Origin of the sequence: Exiguobacterium sp. s46, assembly GCF_018618875.1 — a bacterium.
Classification (GTDB): Bacteria; Bacillota; Bacilli; order Exiguobacteriales; family Exiguobacteriaceae; genus Exiguobacterium_A; species Exiguobacterium_A abrahamii.
Genome location: NZ_JACSMY010000004.1, coordinates 202984 through 223928, shown reverse-complemented (window position 1 = coordinate 223928; position 20945 = coordinate 202984). Strand labels below are relative to the sequence as shown.

The following is a 20945-nucleotide window of genomic DNA, read 5'->3' as shown; positions in this document are numbered from 1 at the left end:
AGTCACGATTGACGAAGCTTGCGCTTCATTCATTTTTGTATTCCGTAGAATACGATTTTTGCCTCATCGTTCAGTTTTCAAAGTTCGTCGTGTCGTTTTCAGCGACTTTAATAAGATATCACGGAATAACTTAAGCGTCAATCCCTTTTTGAAATCTTTTTTCTTCTCGTCACCGTCCAGTGCGTGTTGCCCTGTCGACATGTATTAATATACTATCTCGATATAATACCGTCAATAGTTTTTCTAAAAAAACTTTTATAATCTTTTCCCTTCTATATATAGCAAAAAACAATCAAATGGATAAAATAAAGCCGATCGTCATACGACCGGCTCATACGTCACGAGTTCGACCCCTGCTCCTTTAGTTGTTTGATACGAAATCCTGATCAGACCTTTTCGCATGAAGAAATCAATCAGACTACTTAAATCCACTTTGACTTCTTGCAATCGCTCTTCTTCCATCAATTCATACATCGTCCAAGGACTCGTCCGCTCACGCATGATTTCGAATAAATAGCGTCCTCCCGATAAGACCTTCGACTGCAGAAGATGCTCAAGACCAATCAAGGCGAGGTGAATACGTTGATCTAATGTCTCTTCACTCATCAACAATTGTTCATATAGTTTATAGACATCCGGATCATCCAGTCGTGCTTGTTCCCAGACGACTGTCTCGGGATGTTTTCCTTTTTCAAGAACAGATAATCGCGCGAGATGATGCAAAGCGTGATGGACGTGTGTATAGGCATCATAATGATGTCCGCGACTGAACAAATTCCTTCCGTCTTGGAAACGACGCAGAAGTTTAGCGAATGAGATCGTCATCTGTAGACATCTTTCCTCATCAGGAAAGTTTAAGAGTTGCCGTTTTAAGTCAACTAAATAATCGTTCCGTTCGAAAACGATCGTTCCTTCTGCAATCCAGTGAATCGCACGTCGATTGGCATTTAACAAAATCCAGCGTGATAAGACATCTTCATGTACGAGGTGTAATGACACCTTTAGTGTATTCAGTCGATAATGTTTGATCGTCCACTCGACTTCTGGGTCTCTCGTGATGACGACAAGAAGTGTATCAAATTGATCCGTCAAGGAATCCCGTGGTTGCCGTTTCTCAACAGCAATGATCCCTTGTGTTTCACGATAAGCCGCGTATTCCGAATAAATCGTTCGTGTTGCTTGTTCCATGTACTTCTCACCCTTCTATACGAACTCGTCGTTACCATTTTCGACAAAAAAACAAGCTTTCCTCCTTCAGACAGTTGCACTTCTTATGCTAGACTGACAACAGGGGGAATTCACTTGAAAAAACAACGTAAAAATAAAATAAACCGCGCGCGAAACCTTGCTATGTTTCTTGTGTTCGGTGGGATGCTCGTCATGTATGGCGGTCTATTACTCAAACAATTTGAAATCATCATGGTCTTACTCATGCTTCTCGGTTTCGTCATGGTTCTTGCCAGTACGGCACTCTATTTCTTGATTGGTCTGACATCAACGAAGGCAGCTGTCGTCACTTGTCCAAACTGCGGAAAAGAAACAAAAGTCCTTGGTCGCGTCGACTTATGTATGCATTGCGATGAACCACTTACGATGGATCCGTCTCTTGAAGGAAAAGAATTCGATGAAAAATATAATAAACACAATAAACGAGCTCCCCGCTAAGGCAGCTCGTTTTTTTATTGGACATTCGATTGACAGTCCGGACAAGTTCCGTACACTTCTAATCGGTGACGATCGACTTTAAAGCCCGTTAAGTGCGCCGCAACCGTTTCGACATCATCGAGCACAGGATAGTTGAAATCAACGATCTTTCCACAGTTCTCACAGATCATGTGGTAATGGCGTGTCGTAACGAAATCGAAGCGACTTGAAGCGTCTCCGTAATTCATTTCCTCAACGATTCCCTTTTCTCGAAACACGCGTAAGTTATTATATACAGTCGCCACACTCATGTTTGGAAATCGATGTTCGAGTGCACGATAAATCTCATCCGCTGTCGGATGCGTGTGTCCCGTCGTTAAATATTCCAAAATCGCGTGACGTTGTGGTGTCATTCGAACGCCTGATTCCCGAAGTGACTTCACGGCGTCATCCAGCATTTCGTTAGCCACGTCCATCCCCTCATTTCTATCTTTCATTGATTATCAGATTGTAATCTTTATAATTAGTCTACCTACAAATAGGCATTCCGTCAACGGCTCTGCATCGGATTTGACGTCCATGATACAATCATATCGTGATATTTTTCACGAATCATCGATTGGAGGAATCCTCATGTCTACCCACACTACACGTCCTACTTCAGAGGCGTTATATGAAATCGCACAAGAGTGTATCGTCGGTGGCGTCAACAGCCCATCCCGTTCATTCAAAGCCGTCGGTGGCGGCGCACCTGTCTATATGGAACGCGGAGAAGGTGCTTACTTTTATGATGTCGATGGCAATCGCTATATCGATTACTTAGCAGCCTATGGTCCGATCATCACGGGACATGGTCATCCTCACATTACGGAAGCGATCACCCATGCTGCCCAAAATGGTCTTCTTTACGGCACACCACACCGTCTAGAAATTGACTTTGCACATAAACTACAAAAAGCGATCCCTTCGCTTGAAAAAGTACGCTTTACGAACTCGGGAACCGAAGCCGTCATGACGACGATTCGTGTCGCACGTGCGTATACAGGTCGTGAGCTCGTCGTGAAGTTCAGTGGTTGTTACCACGGTCACTCGGATCTGATGCTGATTGCAGCAGGAAGCGGACCAGCGACACTTGGTTCCCCAGATTCAGCCGGCGTCACGAAAGCGACGGCAAAAGAAGTCATTACGACACCGTTCAATGATATCGAATCGTATCGTCAAATCATGGAACAATGGGGCGATCAGGTCGCTTGTGTACTCGTCGAACCAATCGTCGGAAACTTCGGTATCGTCGAACCGCAACCTGGATTCCTTGCTGCGGTCAACGAAATCACACATGCTCACGGCGCACTCGTCATCTATGATGAAGTCATCACAGCCTTCCGTTTCACGTACGGCAGTGCACAAGAGTTACTCGATATCCGCCCCGATATGACGGCACTCGGCAAAATCATCGGTGGTGGTTTACCAATCGGTGCTTATGGCGGTCGTAAAGAAATCATGGAACACGTCGCACCACTCGGTCCGGCTTATCAAGCGGGAACGATGGCTGGTAACCCAGCATCCATGGCTGCCGGTATCGCTTGTCTTGAACTACTTGAGCAGCCTGGTGTCTATGAACAACTTGATCACCTTGGCGCATTACTCGAACAAGGCGTGCTAGAAGCAGCAAAACGCCATGACGTCACGATTACGATCAACCGTCTAAAAGGTGCCATGACGGTCTACTTCACGGACGAAACAGTCATCGATTACGATGGTGCAGAACGTGCAGATAGTGAGATGTTCGGACGTTTCTTCAAATTGATGTTGGAAGAAGGCGTCAACCTTGCTCCTTCGAAATACGAAGCGTGGTTCTTGACGACAGAACATACGGAAGCCGACATCACAGAGACGATCGCAGCAGTCGATCGTGCCTTTGCTCGACTCTAAGTCCTCCCACTAAAAAAGCAGCGACCTCGCAAAGGTCGCTGCTTTTGTGTTATTCGACGAGTTCCAGATTTTGAATGGCATACAGTTCGAAATAAGCGCCTCGTTTTTGCATGAGGACTTCGTGTGTTCCGATTTCCGTAATTTGACCATTTTCGATGACGACGATCTTATCGGCATCGGTAATCGTTGATAAACGGTGCGCGACAGTAAACGTCGTCCGTCCTTTCGCGAGACGCGCTAACGAATCTTGAATCATCGCCTCGCTCTCTAAATCGAGCGCACTCGTCGCCTCATCCAAAATCAGAATCGGCGGGTTCTTCAAGAAGACCCGAGCGATGGCTAGACGTTGCTTTTGACCACCTGATAACTTAACGCCTCGTTCACCGACCGGCGTATGATAACCGTTTGGTAATCGTTCGATGAATTCGTGGGCATTCGCTGCTTTTGCCGCTGCGATGACTTCCTCATCCGTCGCCTCCGGATTCCCCATCTTAATGTTCATCTGAACCGACTCACTGAAGAGAATCGACTCCTGCATGACCATCCCGATCTGATCGCGAAGACCACGCAACTTCAAGTCACGAATATCAACGCCGTCAAGCGTGATCCGACCGGCAGACACATCATAGAAGCGTGGAATTAAACTGACGAGCGTCGATTTACCACCACCTGACATCCCGACGAAAGCAATCCGTTCACCTGCCTGAACGTCAAGCGTTAAGCGATCAATCGCTAGCTCGCCGCCTTCTTCGTAAGCGAAACTGATGTTTTCGAACTGAACGTTTCCGCGGACATCTTTTGGATCGCGTGCATTCGGTTTTTCCGTGATGTCATATGGCTCATCTAAAAACTCGAACATCCGGTCCATCGAAGCGATCGACTGTGTCAACGTCGTTGAGGAGTTGACGAGACGACCGAGCGGCGCATACAGACGGTCGATATAACCAATGAACGCGACCATCGTCCCGAGCGAGACTTGTTCATTCAAGACGAAGAAGGCTGCCGTTCCGAAAATGAGGATCGGTGCGAAGTCCGTAATCGTTGAGACGACGACGTACGTCCGCGCATTCCAGTTCGTTTGACGCAGCGCGGCTTTTAAGAAGCCATCATTTTGATGTTTGAACGCCTTGTTCTCGTGTGGTTCGAGTGCAAAACTACGAATGACTGCCATGCCGTTGACGCGTTCCGTCAAATGACCTTGTAGTTCCGCAAGCGCTGCCGAACGTTCCCGTGTCAATCCGCGTAAACGACCGTAAAAGAACTTAACGGCGAGGGCGTAGAATGGTAATGGAATGATGGCGACGAGCGTCAACTGCGGATCAATCGTCCACATGATAGCGATCGCGATGAAAATCGTGATCATATCAAGCCATAGGTTCATTAATCCCGTGACGACGAAGTCTTTCGTCTGCTCGACATCATTGATGATTCGCGAGATGACTTCTCCAGTTTTCGTATTCGAATAAAAACGAAGCGATAATTTCTGAACATGATCAAACAATCGATTACGAACGTCAAATAAAATCTTAGACGCGGACCATTGCGCGAGGTACTGACGAACGTATTCGAGCGGCGGCTTGACGATCAAGAAGATGAAGACACCCGCTCCGATCAAATACGCCAATTGTTTACTTTTTTCCGCCATCGGCATCGTGTTTCCAGTTAGGATATTGTCGATGATGTACTTATACAACAACGGAAGTCCAAGTGGAATCGAAAACTTGATGATCCCAACGAAAACCGTCAGGAGAATCTGTTTTTGATACGGCTTGACGAACGCCATATAGCGGCGGATCGAACCTTGTTTCTTACGTTTTGCTTGTGTTGCCACGTGTTTCACTTCCTTCAATTAAAAAAAGACGATGGCGAACCATCATCTCCGATATCTTGTTTCATATTCACGATACCACATATCCACGAAAGCCGGGTTAAATGGACCCTTCCGACTGCGGATCCATTGAATCAGGATTTGGACATTGTCTTTCAAAATACGATCGATTGCCTTCGGATAGTTCATCTCGCGGCGATGCTTCTCATACTCGTCCTCATCGAGGATCATGTAGGACATGTCCGGATACACTTTGATATCTAAATCGTAATCAATGTACTTAACTGCTCGATCTTTCTCATCGAACGTAGAAGGTGATCCAAGATTGCAGTAATAGTAAATGCCATCCTCCCGAATCATACAAATGACATTGAACCAGAGTTCTGTTGAAAAGTAACAGATTGCAGGCTCTCGCGTTCGCCACTGACGACCATCCGATTCACTGACCATGATGCGGTCATTGAACCCAATCAATTCTTCTTCCGTCGATTTCAGCACGAGCGTTTCTTCCCAAACTCTGTGTAAGCTCCCGTTATGTTTGAAACTTTGAATCTCAATCTTGCTACTTTCTTTTGGGAATCGACTCATGTGCTACTCCTTTCTAAAGCGTTTTTCTTCCATTCTGTTATACTCTCGTGCTTATTATACCCATTTTCAGAACGCATGAAAAACGAAAGGGTATTTTTTCAGAAAAATGACGGAATTCAGGCTTGAAAGTGATTCAAAATCGCATTTTTTCGTTGTTTGAACATCGGTTTCAAGATGAATGCTTCAATGACGAAGGCTGGCAAGAACGATGCATACGTCACTTCATCCACGAAATAGACGCCAGATTCACGTTCTTCGACTCGGTGCACGTGGCACCATGCCCGGAATGGATACGGAACTTTTGTACCGACATCGACGAAGACATATTCTTCTACGAAAGGAATCCAAGACGTCCACGAGACAAATAGTGGAGGAACACCAACGCGCAGACGAATCGTATTTCCTGCTCGCGTCCGTGTATCACCCGACGTCTTCACTTGCGGAAATACCGTCAATCGACTTAAGGCCTTGGCGTCACTTAAAAAATCCCACGCTTGCTCCTTTGATGTATCGACACGTGTCTCAAAACGAAAAGTATGCATTAGATCTCCCCCTTTAATAGTCGATCAATCTTCATTTGCGCGACAGATACCGGATGCGTCGCATACGTTTCCTGATCAACCAGTAATGTCTGGTCCGGCTGTTCCGTCACGCGATAGACGGCAATTTCCCAAATCCGGTGTGAGAAGATATGTCGGACGTGACCGACAAGCGTCCCATTACGATCTTCTTCTGCTTCTCGAAGTGGGTATTGCCACATACCTGCGAGCAAACCTGTTTCTGCTCGTTGTTCAATTGCGATTTTTCCGTTCGTTTCATAGACGAGAGCATCATACGGAATAATTTGCGTCTTCCCTTTCTTCGTCTTCACAGGTAGTTCTTCCTGTGCATTTCGATCATATGCGAAACAAACGTCTTGAACAGGACAGAGTCCACACATCGGAGACTTTGGCGTACAGACCATCGCACCGAGTTCCATCAAGCCTTGATTGAAACTTGACGGATCAGCCGGATCAATCAATTGATGAACTGCTGCTTCAAACAATTTCCGCGTCTTCGGTGCAGCAATGTCTTCATAAATCCCAAGTACACGCGAGAGGACGCGCATCACATTTCCGTCTACTGCCGGTTCTGCTTGCCCATAAGCAATCGATAGAACCGCTCCTGTCGTATACGGACCAACGCCCTTCAGCTGACTGAACAATTCCTTTTCGTCCGGAACGATTCCATCATATTTTTCAACAACTTCCTGAACCGCGATTTGAAGATTCTTGACACGGGAATAGTACCCTAAGCCCTCCCAGTGCTTGAGCACTTCACTTTGATCCGCTTGCGCTAAATCATGTGGTGTCGGAAAACGTTTCGTGAACCGCTCATAATACGGAATGACCGTATCGACTCGCGTTTGTTGGAGCATGATTTCACTAATCCAGATATGATATGGGTTTTTTGTTCTTCGCCATGGGAGATCTCGCTGTTCACGAAGGAACCAGGCAATCAGTTCTGTGGTAAATTGTGTTTTATTAAAGTTTGTGAAATATTCTTGAACGACAGTCAAAAGGTTACCTCTTTTCTCTTGAATACGATATATTTATTAAAAATTACTCGGCAGAACCACGATGGATCAACCATCACGATTTTATAGAAGGAGCGAATTGGCATTGGATACTGGTACGCATATCGGCATGGGACTTTGTCTCGCCGCCATCTCGACGCTACACCCTGACGTCGCAGCGAGCACGACGATGTTTGCTGCCGTGACGACGACGGCGCTCGTCGGCTCACATGCACCGGACTTCGACACTGTCTTCAAGTTCAAAGGAAACAGCGCCTACTTGCGCCAACACCGCGGAAAATCGCACGGGTTGATTGCTTTGCTCGCCTGGCCATTATTACTTTCAATCGTCATCGGTACATTGTTTGGTGTACCTCCGACTTCATTATGGCTGATGGCGCAGATCTCTGTCGCCCTCCATGTCTTCGTCGATCTGTTTAACGCTTATGGAACACAAGCTTTACACCCGTTCAAACAATCCTGGATTGGTTGGGGCGTCATCAACACATTTGATCCGTATCTGTTCGCGATGTATTATGCCGCGTTCGGGATTTGGCTACTAACGAGAGCGACGATCGTCATCTTCCCGATTTTGATTGCCATCGTCATCATCTATTACGCTGTGCAGTTTAAGTTACGAAACGATGCACTCGCGACCGCAGCACGCTATTATCGTGGTGCGCATAAACTATTCATCTCACCTGGCATGAAATGGGATGAGTGGCATGTCGCGGCACGGTTACGCGATGAGTATTCCGTCGTTAAGATCAATAGTGGAACGGTCGTCGAATGTGGAAACTTCCGCATCAAGGACGAACCACACGGTGACGCCTTGTACGAAATCGTCAAACAAAACGCTGACTTGCAAGCGTTTCTTGAGTTTTCGAAGATTCATACGTATACGGTCTCACGAAAGGACGGTATTGTCGAATACCGCTTTACGAACTTACGTTACTTCACGAAGGAAGTCTATCCATTCGTTGCCGTCGTCAGAATCGACGCTGCTACACAAGAAATCGTCAGCTCCTATACCGGCTGGGTCTTCAGCGAACGGACCTTGCAGAAAAAACTGTTCATCCCTGCATTATAAAGACAAAGCTCCGCGCAACGGAAATCCCGATGTGCGGAGCTTTTTTCATTCGACGTTTCGACCTGTCATCAAATGCTTGAATTTTTCGTTCGTCGTATTAAACCGGTGTAACATTGCCCCGTGCTGTTTAATCTGTTGTTCGACGAAATGAACTGCGACGGCTTCACCTTGATATTTCTCACCCGCGCGCGCGAGTGTCGCTTCGAAATCTTCCCAAAGCACTTCCACCCACGTCAGTGCTTCTTCCGGTGTCAGTACTTCATTTACTTGCAATAATTCTTCAGCCAATTGCTGAAGGGCTTGTTCTCGATTCGTCATGTCTGTTCTCCCTCTCCTGTGAATAACGCGAGCGGAATCGCGACTTCCTGAGCGGTTCCTTCAAAATGTCCCCAGCCCATGACCCCATTGACGAAATGTAACTCAAATCGTGCCTCTTCTCCTTCGATTCGGTAAAAGGCTCCCCGTTCGAATCGTGCTGGATCGATCAAATAACTTTTCGCAATGGCGATTTTTCGCGTCACGACTTCCACTTCACTCACATTCCCATGTTGCTCCGCTTTTCGTTTTTGTTCACTTAATTTCGTGATCAACATCTCAAGCTCGTATTTCGATAATTGACTCATCCGTGTCTCCATTACAAAAACTCCCCCTCTTCGTTTTTCAGTATAAACGAAAAGGAGGAGAAACTGGATGGATTAGCTTGATTTCAATTCAAGATTCCGTTTACTTTGTAACGCATACATTTTCGCATAAATACCGGATGCTGCGAGGAGCACATCATGGGATCCTCGCTCGACGATCCGACCATGATCGAGAACAAGAATCTCATCCGCATCCTTGATCGTCGACAAGCGGTGGGCGATGATGAACGTCGTCCGCCCTTTCGTCAACGTCAGCAAGGCATCCTGAATGACCGCTTCCGTTTCCGAGTCAACGCTCGCTGTCGCTTCGTCAAGAACTAGGATCGCAGGATCGAACGCTAACGCACGGGCAAAACTGATCAACTGTCGTTCACCCGCTGATAACGTGGCACCTTTTTCGATGACTGGTTCATCGAGTCCGTTCGGTAAACGATCAATGAACCGATCCGCGCCGACGGCTTCGATCGCTTGGCGAACACGTGCCTCGGAAATGTCAGGATTGCCAAGTGTGATGTTCGAGCGAATCGTTCCTGTGAAGAGGAAAGGATCCTGTAGGACGATGCCCATATGCTCACGGACCGCTTGTTTTGGCAAACGCGTCACGTCCTGTCCGTCAATCAACAACTGTCCTTTTGACGGATCATAGAAACGCATCAGCAGGTTCATGATCGAACTTTTCCCACTACCCGTGTGTCCGACAAGAGCAATCGTCGCGCCAGGACGAGCATCGATTTGAATTTCACGTAACACGGGATTTCCCGCTTCATAACTAAATTCGACGTCCTTGAAGGACACCGCTCCTTTAAACCGAGCAACGCGACCTTGTTCGACCGGCTCTCCCTTTTCGTCGAGCAACTGGAACATCCGGTCCGCTGAAACGAGTGCTTGTTGTAGTGGTGACAGCTGATTCATGATTTGGGTGACGGGTTCGAATAAACGGGACACGTAATCGATATACGCATATAAGATCCCGAGCGATAAAAACGACCCGTTCGTCAGACTTTTTCCGCCGACGACCCAAATCAACAAGGCGAGCGTCAAGTTTTTCAAAAAGTAGGATAAGTTATGGGACATCAGGGCATCGAGTCGTAACAACTTTGCCCGGGTCTGATAGTTCTCTTCGTTTTTTTGTTCGAATTCAGCAAGGACTTCCTTCTCACGTGCATAAGCCTGAATGATCGGCATCGTCTGGATGTTCTCATTCAGTTGACCATTCATGTCGGCAACGAGGGAGCGGACTTTGAAGTTGTTCTTCGTCGCGAGTTTCTGGAACAGCTGAATCCAGAAATAGACGATCGGAATGATGATTAGTGAGACTAATCCTAAGCGATAATCGAGGAAGAACATCGCGACCAGAATCCCCGCCATCGTGATGATTCCCGAGAAGACCCGGGCGAGCACACCGAGATATAGATCGCGAATCGTTTCCGTATCATTCGTGACTCGACTGACGATTTTCCCGATCGGTGTCTGGTCGAAATAACGAACCGGTAACCGTTGCAGATGCGTAAAGACATCAAGACGCATCCGTTTAATGATTTTATGAGCAGATCGCTGGAGCAAGATTTGCTGAATCCAGTTCAAACCAGCTGCTACCAGCAGCAAAAGGACGTAGATCAAGGACAACCAGCCGATTGCTTTTAAGTCTTTTGAATAAAAATCATAGACCTGTCCTTGTGTCAGTTTTTGAATATTATCATACGTGTAGACGTCGTCTCCACGCGTGACCGTCATCGTATTTCCACTGATTTTCCGCTCTCCTCCACTGACGACTTGTTTCGGTACGAAAAAGTAGCCGTTGGTCGTTTGGACGATCGAGACGGATTGAACGATCTGACTTTTAGAGACGTCTTGTGCTTTGGCGAACTGACGACCGTCATACGTGACTGCACCGTCCGATTTAACTTCGACCCAGTCCTTCTCAATTGCCACGATATGTTCATCAATGATGACTTTGGCGATATACGGACCTGTCAATTCCGCTCCGACTGCCAGTACGAGTAAAAATAATCCTAAAAAGATCGCTTGTTTCTCATGCATCGCATAGCGGATCAACGAACGGATCGTCGTCTTCCGACGTGCCGGATCGAGTTGGTATAATTCTAATTCATTCATGCAGAGGCACCTCCTTACATCTCTTCACTTTGTCGCTCGAATTGTTGAGCGTACCAGCCATTTTGTGCCATCAGGCTGTCATGTGTTCCTCGTTCAGAAATCATTCCATCTTGCAAGACGATGATTTCGTCCGCATGTGCCACTGCCGACAAACGATGGGCAACAATTAATGTCGTGGATTGGTGACGATTCGATCGAATCGAATCAATGATATGTGATTCCGTTTTCGCGTCTACCGCTGATAGTGAATCATCCAGCAACAGCAACTCTGGTTTTTTTAACATCGCCCGCGCGATCGAGAGACGTTGCTTTTGTCCTCCTGATAACGTGACGCCACGTTCACCGACCATCGTCTCAAGTCCTTGTTCAAGCGTTTCGATATCTTTTTCAAACGATGCGAGACGAATCGCTTCCTGCAATTCTTCTTCTGTCGCTTCACCTGCACCAAACAGAATGTTATCCCGAACAGATTTTGAGAATAGTAAATGTTCTTGTGACACATAACCCGTCCAACCGCGAACCGTCTCTAGCGCAATATCTTCATACGGTACGCCGTTGACCGTCAGCATATCCCGTCCGATTGGATACTCACGTAAGAATTGACGCAAGAACGTCGTTTTCCCGGATCCCGTTGGTCCGACGATACCGATCGTTGTTCCTTGTTCGATCGTAATATTCAAATCTCGCAAGACCGGATGGGCTGTCTCTGGATACGTGAACGTCAATTCGTTCATCTCGATCCGCTCGGGATGTTCGACGTGTTCCCGCGGTGTCGAAGCAATCAACGGTTTGACTCGCATCGTTGCCTCTAAGCGGTCAAGACTTGCTGTCCCGCGCTGGATGACATTGATTAATTCACCAAAGGCATACATCGGCCAGATCAGCATCCCGAGATAGATGTTAAAGGCGACCAATTGTCCGAGCGTGATGTCGTTCGTAAAGACGAGATATGTCCCGAACGATAAGCCGATCAAGTAACTGAAACCGACGAGCAGCTTGATGATCGGTTCAAACAAGACATCGATTTTTGCGACGTGCATGTTTTTCTCAAAGACATCCGTCGTGACATCGTCGAAGCGTTTAACATCGACTGGTTCTTGTACGAACGAGCGGATGACACGCAGTCCGGAAATCGACTCGACGACCTGGTCATTCATCGTTCCGAATGAATCCTGGGCAGTGATGAAGCGTCCGTGAATTTGACTTCCGAGCTTATTCATCGCGTAGGCGAGAAGTGGCATCGGTAACAAGGCAGCGAGCGTCAGCTTCCAATCGATTGCCACCCCCATGACGACGAGGGTGATCGCTGTCATATTCAACGAGTCGACGAGCGTCAAGACACCAAATCCAGCTGTCCGCTCGACCGCCTTCAAGTCGTTCGTCGCGAGCGCCATCAAGTCTCCCGTCCGATTCTTTTGGTAGAACGTCGGCGTCAGTTTCAATAAGTGCGTAAAGAAGCGACTCCGAAGTGTCCGTTCTAATAAAAATGCCGTTCCGAATAATTTCGCTAACCACAGATACGTCAAGATGAAGGAAACGATGGAAATGACTGTTAATCCGATGACGTACTGCAAGAGCGTCGCCTGGTCCATCGATCCCGACCGCAATCCGTCGATGACCTTACCGATTAGCCATGGCGGCGTTAAATCGATGAAGCCGGTGATGATCAATAAGACGACTGCTACGAGATACGATGATTTGTGTTCTTTTAGAAACCAACTCAATTGCCGAAATAAACGCATGAGGGTCCCCCCTTTACTGTGAAATGAAGTACTTTTTCCGAGCACGCAAAAAGGCATACGGATTTCCGGATGCAGTCCGAGAATCAGTATGCCTTGAAATGGGCATGATGCATTCTTGTTCGTCTGCGCGCTCGGGAGACGAATCCCCTTGCTCGCACATGAAATGAATTACTTATACGTGCTCAAGAGTCTCCGTCGTATTCAGCTGTTGGATATGAGTGAAACCAATTGGCTTTTTCATAGGACGGTTCCTCCTTTTCTTAGTCTGTGCGTAGAATAGCACAATTGTCGGATAATTGTCAATTTTTCGTCTTGCTTTTATTACTCCGCCTCTTCTTCTTCTTTGACTTGTTCGAGGACTTGAGCGGCTAGACCGTATGGAAATCCTTTTCGGACGAGTGCTTGCTTGACTTTTTGTTCGCGTTCGAACGGTTCAAGTTGTCGGTATTTCGGATAATACTTGCGCGCTTGATAAAGGGCCGCTTGTTCTTCTTCGTCACCTTCTTCAGCTCGAAACACCTCTTCAATGCCCGCTTTAATCAAATCGGACGAAAACCCACGCTGCATGAGCGTTAACTGCAACTTTTGTGTCAGTTCCCGCACGGAACGCCGTTGCAGCTCTTTTTGCTTTTGCCGCAAAAACTTCAGGACTTTTTCGTATTCCTCTTCATCCGTAAACGTCACGATCGCTTCATCAATCGCTGTCTTCGGTATCTTCAATGCCTCAAGGTCGCGGCGAATCCGTCCCGGACCTTGAGGTGTCGTCGCTTTTTTCGTTGCCGTATAAGCAAGTGCGAACTGTTGATCATCCAAATAGCGTTGCTCCGTCAATCGATCGATTGCATGTTTGATCGCATGCTCCGGTGTCTCTTTCTCTGTTAGATAGGCGACGACTTCACTCGTCGCCCGCATGCGGTACGATAAATGATTCAATGAGAGACGATACGCTTTTTGCTGTTCTTCAGCCGTCAACACTTCCTTGACGAAGTCGTCATCGAGTTCCTTATCGCGTTGTAGATTGTATTTAATTAAGATATCGACGTCTACGGCAAAGGCATATTCCTCTTTGCCATCACGCTCGACATAGATATTGAATCGTTCACTGTTCTTTTTCTGCGTCGAGATCCGTTTGATCTTCATGTCGTTCCCTCCCCTAACCTGATTCGGTAGTTCTACGATATCATGAACAGGCAGGTCTATGTTTGAGTGAAACCATGGAACGGGAACAAATGGAAAGAAGCTACTTTTACTTATTTAGGGAGGATGGATTACATGAACATTGCGATTACCGGTGGAACCGGTATGATTGGTCAAGCCTTGACGAAACGTTTACTAGATCAAGGACATCACATCTTTATCTTAACGCGTCATCCGAAAGCAAATGACGCGCATGTCACATATATCAAGTGGATGACAGAAGACGCAAAACCGGAACAGCACTTAGAAGGCGTCGATGCCTTTATTCATCTTGCTGGTGCTTCGATCAACGACGGACGTTGGACAGATGAACGCAAACGCGTCATTCTCGACAGTCGCGTCAGCACGACGAAGGAGCTCGTTCGAATCGTTGAAGCACTCGATCAAAAGCCAAATGTCGTATTGTCTGCTTCTGCGGTTGGCATTTACGGACAAGATCGGCATCAAACCTTCTCTGAAGATCAACCACTTCCACCGACCGCTGACTTCTTAAGTCATGTCTGTGTCGCGTGGGAAGACCTTGCCCGCCCGATTGCTGACGCTGGCATTCGACTTGTCCATCCACGAATCGGTGTCGTCCTAACGAAAGCCGGTGGCGCTTACCCATTAATGCGCCTGCCCTATGTCTTGTTTGGTGGTGGGACGATGGGCGACGGAAAACAGTGGGTCTCTTGGGTCCACATCGATGATTTAGTCGATTTATTCGTATTCGCACTTGAGACCCCGACAGTCGAAGGACCGCTGAACATCACTGCTCCTCATCCGGAGACGATGCGGCGTTTCGGACAGACGATCGGAAAAGTCTTACATCGCCCACACTGGCTCCCGGCGCCACGCTTCGCGTTAGAACTCGCACTCGGTGAAAAGAGTACGATTGTACTAGAAGGAGCTCGTGTCGTTCCGAAAAAAGCGCTCGAAAACGGATACAAGTTTCGGTATGCTGAACTAAAGGATGCATTGCGAGCAATCGAGCATTCAAACTAGTACAGGGGTGGACGATACTTGGATATCTTAATTCGAAACGCACATATCTATCCGATTACTTCGGACAGTTTTTACGGGGACATCCGCATTCGTGATGGGAAAATCATTGAAATCGGTGAATTACTGGATCACTTAGAAAACGATCAAGTCATTGAAGCAGAAGGTCACTTTTTATTACCCGGTTTCATCGATGCCCATACACATCTCGGATTATATGACGAAGGTACCGGAACCGTCGGAAATGATGCGAATGAGACGATTTTTGCGATGACCCCTCATCTACGTGCCATTGATGGCGTGTACCCACTTGATGAAGGATTTAAGGAAGCCGTCGAGCACGGGATTACGACCGTTCAAGTCATGCCCGGTAGCATGAACATCATCGGTGGTGTCACGAGTGTCATCAAGACGCACGGACGGTTCATCGATGATATGATTCTTCGAAAGTACGCGGGTCTGAAGGTTGCGCTCGGTGAAAACCCAAAGCGTGTCCATAGTGCTGGTCGCGCCGGTGAACTGACACGGATGGGCATCATGGGGATGTTGCGCGAAGCCTTTCTTGAAGTTCGGACACAACGAGTTTCCGAAACGTTCGCTCACCAGATGATCAAACGGGTCCTTGATCATAAAATGCCGCTTCGTGTACATGCGCACCGAGCAGATGATATCCTTTCTGCCATCCGTTTTGCGGAAGAGTTCGATCTCGATTTGCGTATCGAACATTGTACGGAAGGTCATCTCGTCGCAAAAGAGATGGAACAATTACCGATCGAAAAAGTGACGGTCGGACCAACCTTCACGCGAAAGTCTAAAATCGAACTGAAGAATAAGACATGGGAAACGTACCGGATTCTTCATGAGCATGGTCTTGAAATCTCCATTACGACCGATCATCCGTACACCCCTGTCCAGTACTTGAATCTCTGTGCCGGTCTAGCTGCACGAGAAGGTCTACCGGTCGATGTCGCCTTGCGCGCGATCACGATTCATCCAGCCCGCTCGCTCGGTGTGGACGATCGCGTCGGATCGATCGAGGTCGGAAAAGACGCGGATCTCGTCCTATGGAGTCACTTCCCACTCGACTATTTAGCGAAGCCGCTCATGACGATGATTGACGGAAAAATCATTTTTGAACACGCTCAACTGAACTTGACTTAACCCCACCCCCGCCAGGTGTTTTTTGCACCTTTCGGGGGTTTTGAACGCTTACGGAAAACATCTTGTTTTTGTATCTTTTTTCACAAAAATTATTTTCTTGCAATTTTAAAAAAAGAAGGTAATATTATCTTATCCGACAACTGAAGAAGGCATACCATGCGCGGTTCAAACGAGTCAGACAGGTAGCTTTCGACAATCATTCTTGCGGTCCTAAAAGGAGGAATGGAAGTATGCTCAAGCAACGGGAGCTGAGCGACTGCGCTGATTTGTTCGAACTGATGCAGCATCAAGACGTATATCCGTACGTCCGCCAAAAAACACGGTACTTTGATGAATTTCTGTTTACTACAAAGCAGGCAATCGAAGAGGAAGAACGTGGTGAAATCGTATCACGTACCATCCTAGATGAATTCGATCAACCGATTGGTACGATTAGTTTACTCGATATCGAAGGACAATATGGGTTTCTCGGTACATGGTTAGGTAAACCGTATCATGGTAAAGGATACAATCATTTAGCGAAAGAAGCCTTCTTCTCTGAGCTGTTCTTTGAGCTTGGATACGAAAGTGTCTTCATGAAAATTCGCAAAAGCAATATTCGGTCACAAAAAGCAGCTGAAAAATTGCCGTATGCGTTCTGTGCGGATGAGTTGCGCCCTGCGCTTCTTGAGCAATTGAATGCCGGCGAGACACAGTTCACGCTATATGAAGTCTCAAAATCTAGTTTCCACATGTACATTCATGGTCGGGAGCTCGAAACACTATACGATCACCAACAACTCGAAGCATGAGAGCCTTGTCTCTCATGCTTTTTTGTGTCCACGCATGCGCTTCTAAAGTTTGAAATGGTATGATAAATAAGAAAACTCATCTTTATGGAAGAAACACTTTCTTCTACAGGAAATGGAGCGAAGACTAATGCCAGAATCGTTTAACATTCTCGTAGTAGATGATGAAGCACAAATGCGTGATCTTCTCGTCTCGAATCTTGAAAAAGAACACTACACGACGATGACAGCTTCTAACGGACAAGAAGCGATCCATCTCATTCAACAAAATACATTCCATCTCGTTCTACTCGATGTCATGATGCCGGAAATGGACGGCTTGACAGCATGTATGCGCATCCGTGAGTTCTCAAACGTTCCGATCATCATGCTGACGGCACGTTCGGACGAGCTCGATCGCATTCACGGGCTGAAAATCGGAGCTGATGACTATATTACAAAACCATTCAGCCCTCGAGAACTGCTTGCTCGCATCGAAGCGACGCTTCGTCGTTCTCACCGCTTTACAGTTGATCAATCGGCTACCTTGACGCTCGGAATGCTCGAACTCGATACCGAAAGTCGGAGTGTCCACGTCAATGGCAAACCGGTCAGTCTGACGCGTAAGGAATTTGATTTGCTGCATCTGTTCGCTCAAAACAATGATAAGGTCTTTTCTCGTGAACAGTTACTCGATCAAATCTGGGGTGCGGATTATATCGGGAACTTACGGACGGTCGATACACACATCAAAACACTTCGCTTAAAGCTTGGGGAAGCTGGTGGCTCGATTCAAACGGTCTGGGGCATCGGTTATAAATTCGAGGAAGTATGATTAAGCGCTATACGATCCGGCGCCGGATTTGGATCACGATTTGGTTCACAAGCGTTTTTTCCGCTATTTTATTCGTCCTGCTCACTTTCTATCTCTATGACCGGTTCTATCTTCAAACGCAGGAAGATATCTTATTGAACCGAGGCGAAAAGCTGATCAATATCTATGAATCTGAAGGATTATCCGGTGCTTTTTACGATGGAATGACTTATACGAATGAATTGACGGAATCGAAAGTCTTCTTCATCGATTTCCTGAAGAAAAATCCAGCTGGACTGCGCTTTTTGACGAATGCGGATATCGAAGAACTTCGAAACGGTGAAACCGTCGTCTCCAGTCGGACCCATCCGATTGAAGGAACGGACATTTTGATGACCGGGTTTCCGATCATCGAAAACAATCGACTGGTCGGTACACTGATTTTATATCTGGAACTTGGCCAAATCAGTGAACCATTCCGCCCACTCCGTCTGATGATCTTCTTCATGATCGGACTGATCGTCTTGAATCTCGTCATCTTCGGACGACAAATCATCGATACGATCATCCGTCCGTTGATCGACATGAAGCGCGCCTCGACTGTTTATGCGCAAGGTGACTTTGATTACCGGATTCCGATTCAATCGGACGATGAGATCGGGGAACTCGCAGAAACATTAAATAAGATGGCGGAATCGCTCGGAGAAGTCGACGAGCAGCGTAAAGAGTTCCTCGCGAACGTCAGCCACGAATTACGGACACCTCTCTCCTACATCCGTGGCTATACGGAGATGATGCAGGATGATTCGCTCGAGGAAGAAAAGCGTGCGCAGTATTACCAAATCATCGAGCGGGAAACGGAACGTCTGCAACGTCTCGTCAATGATCTGCTCGATCTCGCTCAACTTGAACGCGATTCCTATCCGATGTCGAAACAACCACTTGTCTTCAGTCAAGTACTTGAAGATGTCATTTACCGGATGGAACCCATCGCCCAGTCAAAAGGAGTCACGTTCGTCATGAATCTCGATCCGGATCAAATTGTCTTGGGCGATACGGACCGCCTTGAGCAAGTCTTCGGCAATTTACTCGATAACGCCTTGCGGTACACACCGCCTGGAAAACAGATTTTCTTATCGACTGAAACGATCGGCGACCGGACGCATTGTCTTATCCGGGACGAAGGAGAAGGCATTCCGGAAGAGCATCTTGATCGACTGACAAAACGTTTTTACCGTGTCGATAAATCACGGACGCGTAAAGATGGCGGAACCGGTCTTGGTCTTGCCATCACGAAACACATCATCGATCGTCATGATGGGACAATCCGGTTCGACTCCGTTCTTGGAGAAGGAACGACTGTCCACATCGAGTTACCGCTTCTTCCGGATGAAGAGGATGGATTCGAATGATGGAACATCATGTCATCCAAACCTTTGAACTCTTCGGACCGTTCGCTCCGTTCGTTAGTATCTTAGTCGGCGTCGTCGTCAGTGTACTTGGTGTCCTACCGAGTACGTTCGTCACCGCTGCGAATCTCGTCTATTTCGGTCTATGGATGGGCACATTGCTCTCTTTCATCGGTGAAGTCCTAGGTGCGGTTTGTGCGTTTCTACTTTACCGAAAAGGACTGCGGTATGCCCTTCGTCGCCCACTTCCGGATCGATTCGCTCGTTTGCAACAAAAACTACAAGCACAACAAGGACGCGAAGCTTTTTTGACGATCATCTTGCTGCGGCTGTTACCGTTCGTCCCGTCTGGCATCGTCAATATCGTCAGTGCTGCTAGTGGTATTTCCATCCTACTTTTCCTGACTGCGAGTACGATCGGAAAAATTCCAGCCATGTTAATCGAAGTGTTCGCCGTCCATCAGTTCATGCAATCCTCATCCATCATCCAATGGTCGATTGCAGGCGTGGCACTCGTTGGTTATCTGGCCTATCGTATTCAACAAAAACGAGCATCATCGATATAAAACTACAGATTTTCTGAAAGGAAGTATCGTTCATGGAGTTAAGATGTTTTGGAACATCCGACCTACTCGTATCCCCGCTTGGGTTCGGAGCCGGTCACATCGGTGCAGAACAGATGACGGACCGCGAAGCAGTCTATTTGCTCGAACAAGCACGTGATCTCGGCATCAATCTGATCGACACAGCACGCGGCTATGGCTTATCGGAGCAACGCGTCGGACAATTTCTAAAGAATCGTCGTCACGACGTCATTCTGTCGACGAAAGTCGGCTATGATGTGCCCGGTACGCAGGACTGGACCTTTGAAGCGGTCCATGGTGGCATCGATCAAGCCTTACAGACGATGCAAACGAATTATCTCGACATCGTACACCTCCATTCTTGTAGTCGAGAAATTCTCGCCCAGGGAGATGTCATCGAAGCGCTTGACCAAGCAAAACAAGCTGGAAAAGTCCGCGTCATCGCTTATTCCGGTGATCGGGAAGACTTAACATATGCTATCGAAACGAATCGCTTCGACAGTTTCCAAACGTCATTCAATCTATTTGATCAACGTGTCGATGAAGTCCTGCCCACCCTTCTAGATCACGGTGTCATCGCCAAGCGTCCAATCGGTAACGCCCCGTGGCGCTTCGCAGAGCGTCCGGTCGGACAGTACGTCGAACCCTACTGGGAACGTGCGCAACAACTCGCTTATCCACTCGAGGAATCCAGTTGGCTTGAAACTGCCCTTCGTTTCACAGTCTTTGAGCCAGGGATCACGACAGCCATCATCGGTACGTCTCGACCAGAACACCTCGCGCTGAATCAGCAACTGATCGAGCGCGGTCCACTTCCTGTTGATCGTGTTGCTCGGTTGAAGGAACGCTTCGCTGAGTGTGACGCGACGTTCGGTTATCTTTCGCAAACATGATAAA

21 protein-coding genes are annotated in these 20945 nt (G+C 47.4%); 10 read left to right on the top strand and 11 right to left on the bottom strand.

Annotated features, from left to right (window positions below):
- Window positions 1-318: 318 nt before the first annotated feature.
- Window positions 319-1188 carry a nucleotidyltransferase-like protein gene (locus KNQ08_RS15660; RefSeq protein ID WP_035398755.1) on the bottom strand — a complete coding sequence of 290 codons (870 nt, stop codon included), beginning with the start codon at window positions 1186-1188 and terminating at the stop codon, window positions 319-321.
- A gap of 114 nt (window positions 1189-1302) precedes the next feature.
- Between KNQ08_RS15660 and KNQ08_RS15655 the strand changes: the two genes are divergently transcribed.
- Complete coding sequence (locus KNQ08_RS15655; RefSeq protein WP_029340912.1) at window positions 1303-1665, top strand: DUF2614 family zinc ribbon-containing protein; 363 nt, start codon at window positions 1303-1305, stop codon at window positions 1663-1665.
- A gap of 14 nt (window positions 1666-1679) precedes the next feature.
- Here KNQ08_RS15655 and perR read toward each other — a convergent pair whose 3' ends face one another.
- On the bottom strand, window positions 1680-2102 hold the full coding sequence (perR, locus tag KNQ08_RS15650; protein ID WP_369792039.1) for a peroxide-responsive transcriptional repressor PerR: 423 nt from the start codon (window positions 2100-2102) through the stop codon (window positions 1680-1682).
- Between the two features lie 175 nt (window positions 2103-2277).
- Between perR and KNQ08_RS15645 the strand changes: the two genes are divergently transcribed.
- Window positions 2278-3576 carry a glutamate-1-semialdehyde 2,1-aminomutase gene (locus KNQ08_RS15645; protein ID WP_023467313.1) on the top strand — a complete coding sequence of 433 codons (1299 nt, stop codon included), beginning with the start codon at window positions 2278-2280 and terminating at the stop codon, window positions 3574-3576.
- Between the two features lie 49 nt (window positions 3577-3625).
- Here the strand turns inward: KNQ08_RS15645 and KNQ08_RS15640 are convergent, their stop codons facing one another.
- The 4 genes from KNQ08_RS15640 to mutY all read right to left on the bottom strand — a co-directional run bounded on the left by KNQ08_RS15640 (window position 3626) and on the right by mutY (window position 7550).
- Window positions 3626-5359, bottom strand: coding sequence for an ABC transporter ATP-binding protein (locus KNQ08_RS15640; protein ID WP_214806288.1), 1734 nt, complete (start codon window positions 5357-5359; stop codon window positions 3626-3628).
- 90 nt (window positions 5360-5449) lie between these two features.
- Window positions 5450-5992, bottom strand: coding sequence for a nucleoside tri-diphosphate phosphatase (gene ntdP, locus KNQ08_RS15635; protein ID WP_023467311.1), 543 nt, complete (start codon window positions 5990-5992; stop codon window positions 5450-5452).
- A gap of 116 nt (window positions 5993-6108) precedes the next feature.
- The gene (locus KNQ08_RS15630; RefSeq protein WP_023467310.1) at window positions 6109-6534 is read right to left on the bottom strand and encodes an SRPBCC family protein; all 426 of its coding nucleotides are present in this window, start codon (window positions 6532-6534) and stop codon (window positions 6109-6111) included.
- Entirely contained in the window at window positions 6534-7550 is a 1017-nt protein-coding gene (gene mutY, locus KNQ08_RS15625) for an A/G-specific adenine glycosylase (RefSeq protein WP_214806287.1), read from the bottom strand. The genes KNQ08_RS15630 and mutY overlap by 1 nt, the downstream gene beginning before the upstream one ends.
- A gap of 103 nt (window positions 7551-7653) precedes the next feature.
- Between mutY and KNQ08_RS15620 the strand changes: the two genes are divergently transcribed.
- Window positions 7654-8637, top strand: coding sequence for a metal-dependent hydrolase (locus KNQ08_RS15620; protein WP_214806286.1), 984 nt, complete (start codon window positions 7654-7656; stop codon window positions 8635-8637).
- A gap of 45 nt (window positions 8638-8682) precedes the next feature.
- Here KNQ08_RS15620 and KNQ08_RS15615 read toward each other — a convergent pair whose 3' ends face one another.
- The 5 genes from KNQ08_RS15615 to KNQ08_RS15595 all read right to left on the bottom strand — a co-directional run bounded on the left by KNQ08_RS15615 (window position 8683) and on the right by KNQ08_RS15595 (window position 14275).
- Window positions 8683-8955, bottom strand: a complete 273-nt coding sequence (locus tag KNQ08_RS15615; RefSeq protein ID WP_023467307.1) for a YfhJ family protein — start codon at window positions 8953-8955, stop codon at window positions 8683-8685.
- Entirely contained in the window at window positions 8952-9272 is a 321-nt protein-coding gene (locus tag KNQ08_RS15610; RefSeq protein WP_023467306.1) for a DUF1811 family protein, read from the bottom strand. The genes KNQ08_RS15615 and KNQ08_RS15610 overlap by 4 nt, the downstream gene beginning before the upstream one ends.
- Window positions 9273-9332: 60 nt before the next feature.
- Complete coding sequence (locus KNQ08_RS15605) at window positions 9333-11393, bottom strand: ABC transporter ATP-binding protein (protein WP_050677383.1); 2061 nt, start codon at window positions 11391-11393, stop codon at window positions 9333-9335.
- A gap of 14 nt (window positions 11394-11407) precedes the next feature.
- Window positions 11408-13135, bottom strand: a complete 1728-nt coding sequence (locus tag KNQ08_RS15600; RefSeq protein WP_214806285.1) for an ABC transporter ATP-binding protein — start codon at window positions 13133-13135, stop codon at window positions 11408-11410.
- 321 nt (window positions 13136-13456) lie between these two features.
- A complete protein-coding gene (locus tag KNQ08_RS15595) occupies window positions 13457-14275 on the bottom strand; it encodes a RecX family transcriptional regulator (protein WP_149426886.1) in 819 nt (272 codons plus the stop codon).
- Window positions 14276-14407: 132 nt separating this feature from the next.
- Between KNQ08_RS15595 and KNQ08_RS15590 the strand changes: the two genes are divergently transcribed.
- The 7 genes from KNQ08_RS15590 (at window position 14408) to KNQ08_RS15560 (ending at window position 20941) form a co-directional block, all read left to right on the top strand.
- Complete coding sequence (locus tag KNQ08_RS15590) at window positions 14408-15316, top strand: TIGR01777 family oxidoreductase (protein ID WP_149426885.1); 909 nt, start codon at window positions 14408-14410, stop codon at window positions 15314-15316.
- A gap of 18 nt (window positions 15317-15334) precedes the next feature.
- Window positions 15335-16474 carry an amidohydrolase gene (locus tag KNQ08_RS15585; protein ID WP_023467301.1) on the top strand — a complete coding sequence of 380 codons (1140 nt, stop codon included), beginning with the start codon at window positions 15335-15337 and terminating at the stop codon, window positions 16472-16474.
- 230 nt (window positions 16475-16704) lie between these two features.
- On the top strand, window positions 16705-17265 hold the full coding sequence (locus KNQ08_RS15580; protein WP_023467300.1) for a GNAT family N-acetyltransferase: 561 nt from the start codon (window positions 16705-16707) through the stop codon (window positions 17263-17265).
- A gap of 127 nt (window positions 17266-17392) precedes the next feature.
- Complete coding sequence (locus tag KNQ08_RS15575; RefSeq protein ID WP_023467299.1) at window positions 17393-18076, top strand: response regulator transcription factor; 684 nt, start codon at window positions 17393-17395, stop codon at window positions 18074-18076.
- Window positions 18073-19467 carry a sensor histidine kinase gene (locus KNQ08_RS15570; protein WP_023467298.1) on the top strand — a complete coding sequence of 465 codons (1395 nt, stop codon included), beginning with the start codon at window positions 18073-18075 and terminating at the stop codon, window positions 19465-19467. The genes KNQ08_RS15575 and KNQ08_RS15570 overlap by 4 nt, the downstream gene beginning before the upstream one ends.
- Window positions 19464-20030 carry a TVP38/TMEM64 family protein gene (locus KNQ08_RS15565; RefSeq protein WP_133208558.1) on the top strand — a complete coding sequence of 189 codons (567 nt, stop codon included), beginning with the start codon at window positions 19464-19466 and terminating at the stop codon, window positions 20028-20030. Before KNQ08_RS15570 ends, KNQ08_RS15565 begins: the two co-directional genes overlap by 4 nt.
- A gap of 32 nt (window positions 20031-20062) precedes the next feature.
- A complete protein-coding gene (locus KNQ08_RS15560; protein ID WP_214806284.1) occupies window positions 20063-20941 on the top strand; it encodes an aldo/keto reductase in 879 nt (292 codons plus the stop codon).
- Window positions 20942-20945: the final 4 nt, after the last annotated feature.

Coding starts and splice junctions, on each gene's coding strand:
- KNQ08_RS15615 (WP_023467307.1), bottom strand. CDS start 8,955: ATGACGAATCGAGAACAAGCCCTTCAGCAATTGGCTGAAGAATTATTG.
- KNQ08_RS15640 (WP_214806288.1), bottom strand. CDS start 5,359: ATGGCGTTCGTCAAGCCGTATCAAAAACAGATTCTCCTGACGGTTTTC.
- KNQ08_RS15630 (WP_023467310.1), bottom strand. CDS start 6,534: ATGCATACTTTTCGTTTTGAGACACGTGTCGATACATCAAAGGAGCAA.
- KNQ08_RS15590 (WP_149426885.1), top strand. CDS start 14,408: ATGAACATTGCGATTACCGGTGGAACCGGTATGATTGGTCAAGCCTTG.
- KNQ08_RS15660 (WP_035398755.1), bottom strand. CDS start 1,188: ATGGAACAAGCAACACGAACGATTTATTCGGAATACGCGGCTTATCGT.
- KNQ08_RS15595 (WP_149426886.1), bottom strand. CDS start 14,275: ATGAAGATCAAACGGATCTCGACGCAGAAAAAGAACAGTGAACGATTC.
- KNQ08_RS15565 (WP_133208558.1), top strand. CDS start 19,464: ATGATGGAACATCATGTCATCCAAACCTTTGAACTCTTCGGACCGTTC.
- KNQ08_RS15605 (WP_050677383.1), bottom strand. CDS start 11,393: ATGAATGAATTAGAATTATACCAACTCGATCCGGCACGTCGGAAGACG.
- perR (WP_369792039.1), bottom strand. CDS start 2,102: ATGCTGGATGACGCCGTGAAGTCACTTCGGGAATCAGGCGTTCGAATG.
- KNQ08_RS15560 (WP_214806284.1), top strand. CDS start 20,063: ATGGAGTTAAGATGTTTTGGAACATCCGACCTACTCGTATCCCCGCTT.
- KNQ08_RS15580 (WP_023467300.1), top strand. CDS start 16,705: ATGCTCAAGCAACGGGAGCTGAGCGACTGCGCTGATTTGTTCGAACTG.
- KNQ08_RS15575 (WP_023467299.1), top strand. CDS start 17,393: ATGCCAGAATCGTTTAACATTCTCGTAGTAGATGATGAAGCACAAATG.
- ntdP (WP_023467311.1), bottom strand. CDS start 5,992: ATGAGTCGATTCCCAAAAGAAAGTAGCAAGATTGAGATTCAAAGTTTC.
- KNQ08_RS15570 (WP_023467298.1), top strand. CDS start 18,073: ATGATTAAGCGCTATACGATCCGGCGCCGGATTTGGATCACGATTTGG.
- KNQ08_RS15645 (WP_023467313.1), top strand. CDS start 2,278: ATGTCTACCCACACTACACGTCCTACTTCAGAGGCGTTATATGAAATC.
- KNQ08_RS15600 (WP_214806285.1), bottom strand. CDS start 13,135: ATGCGTTTATTTCGGCAATTGAGTTGGTTTCTAAAAGAACACAAATCA.
- KNQ08_RS15610 (WP_023467306.1), bottom strand. CDS start 9,272: ATGGAGACACGGATGAGTCAATTATCGAAATACGAGCTTGAGATGTTG.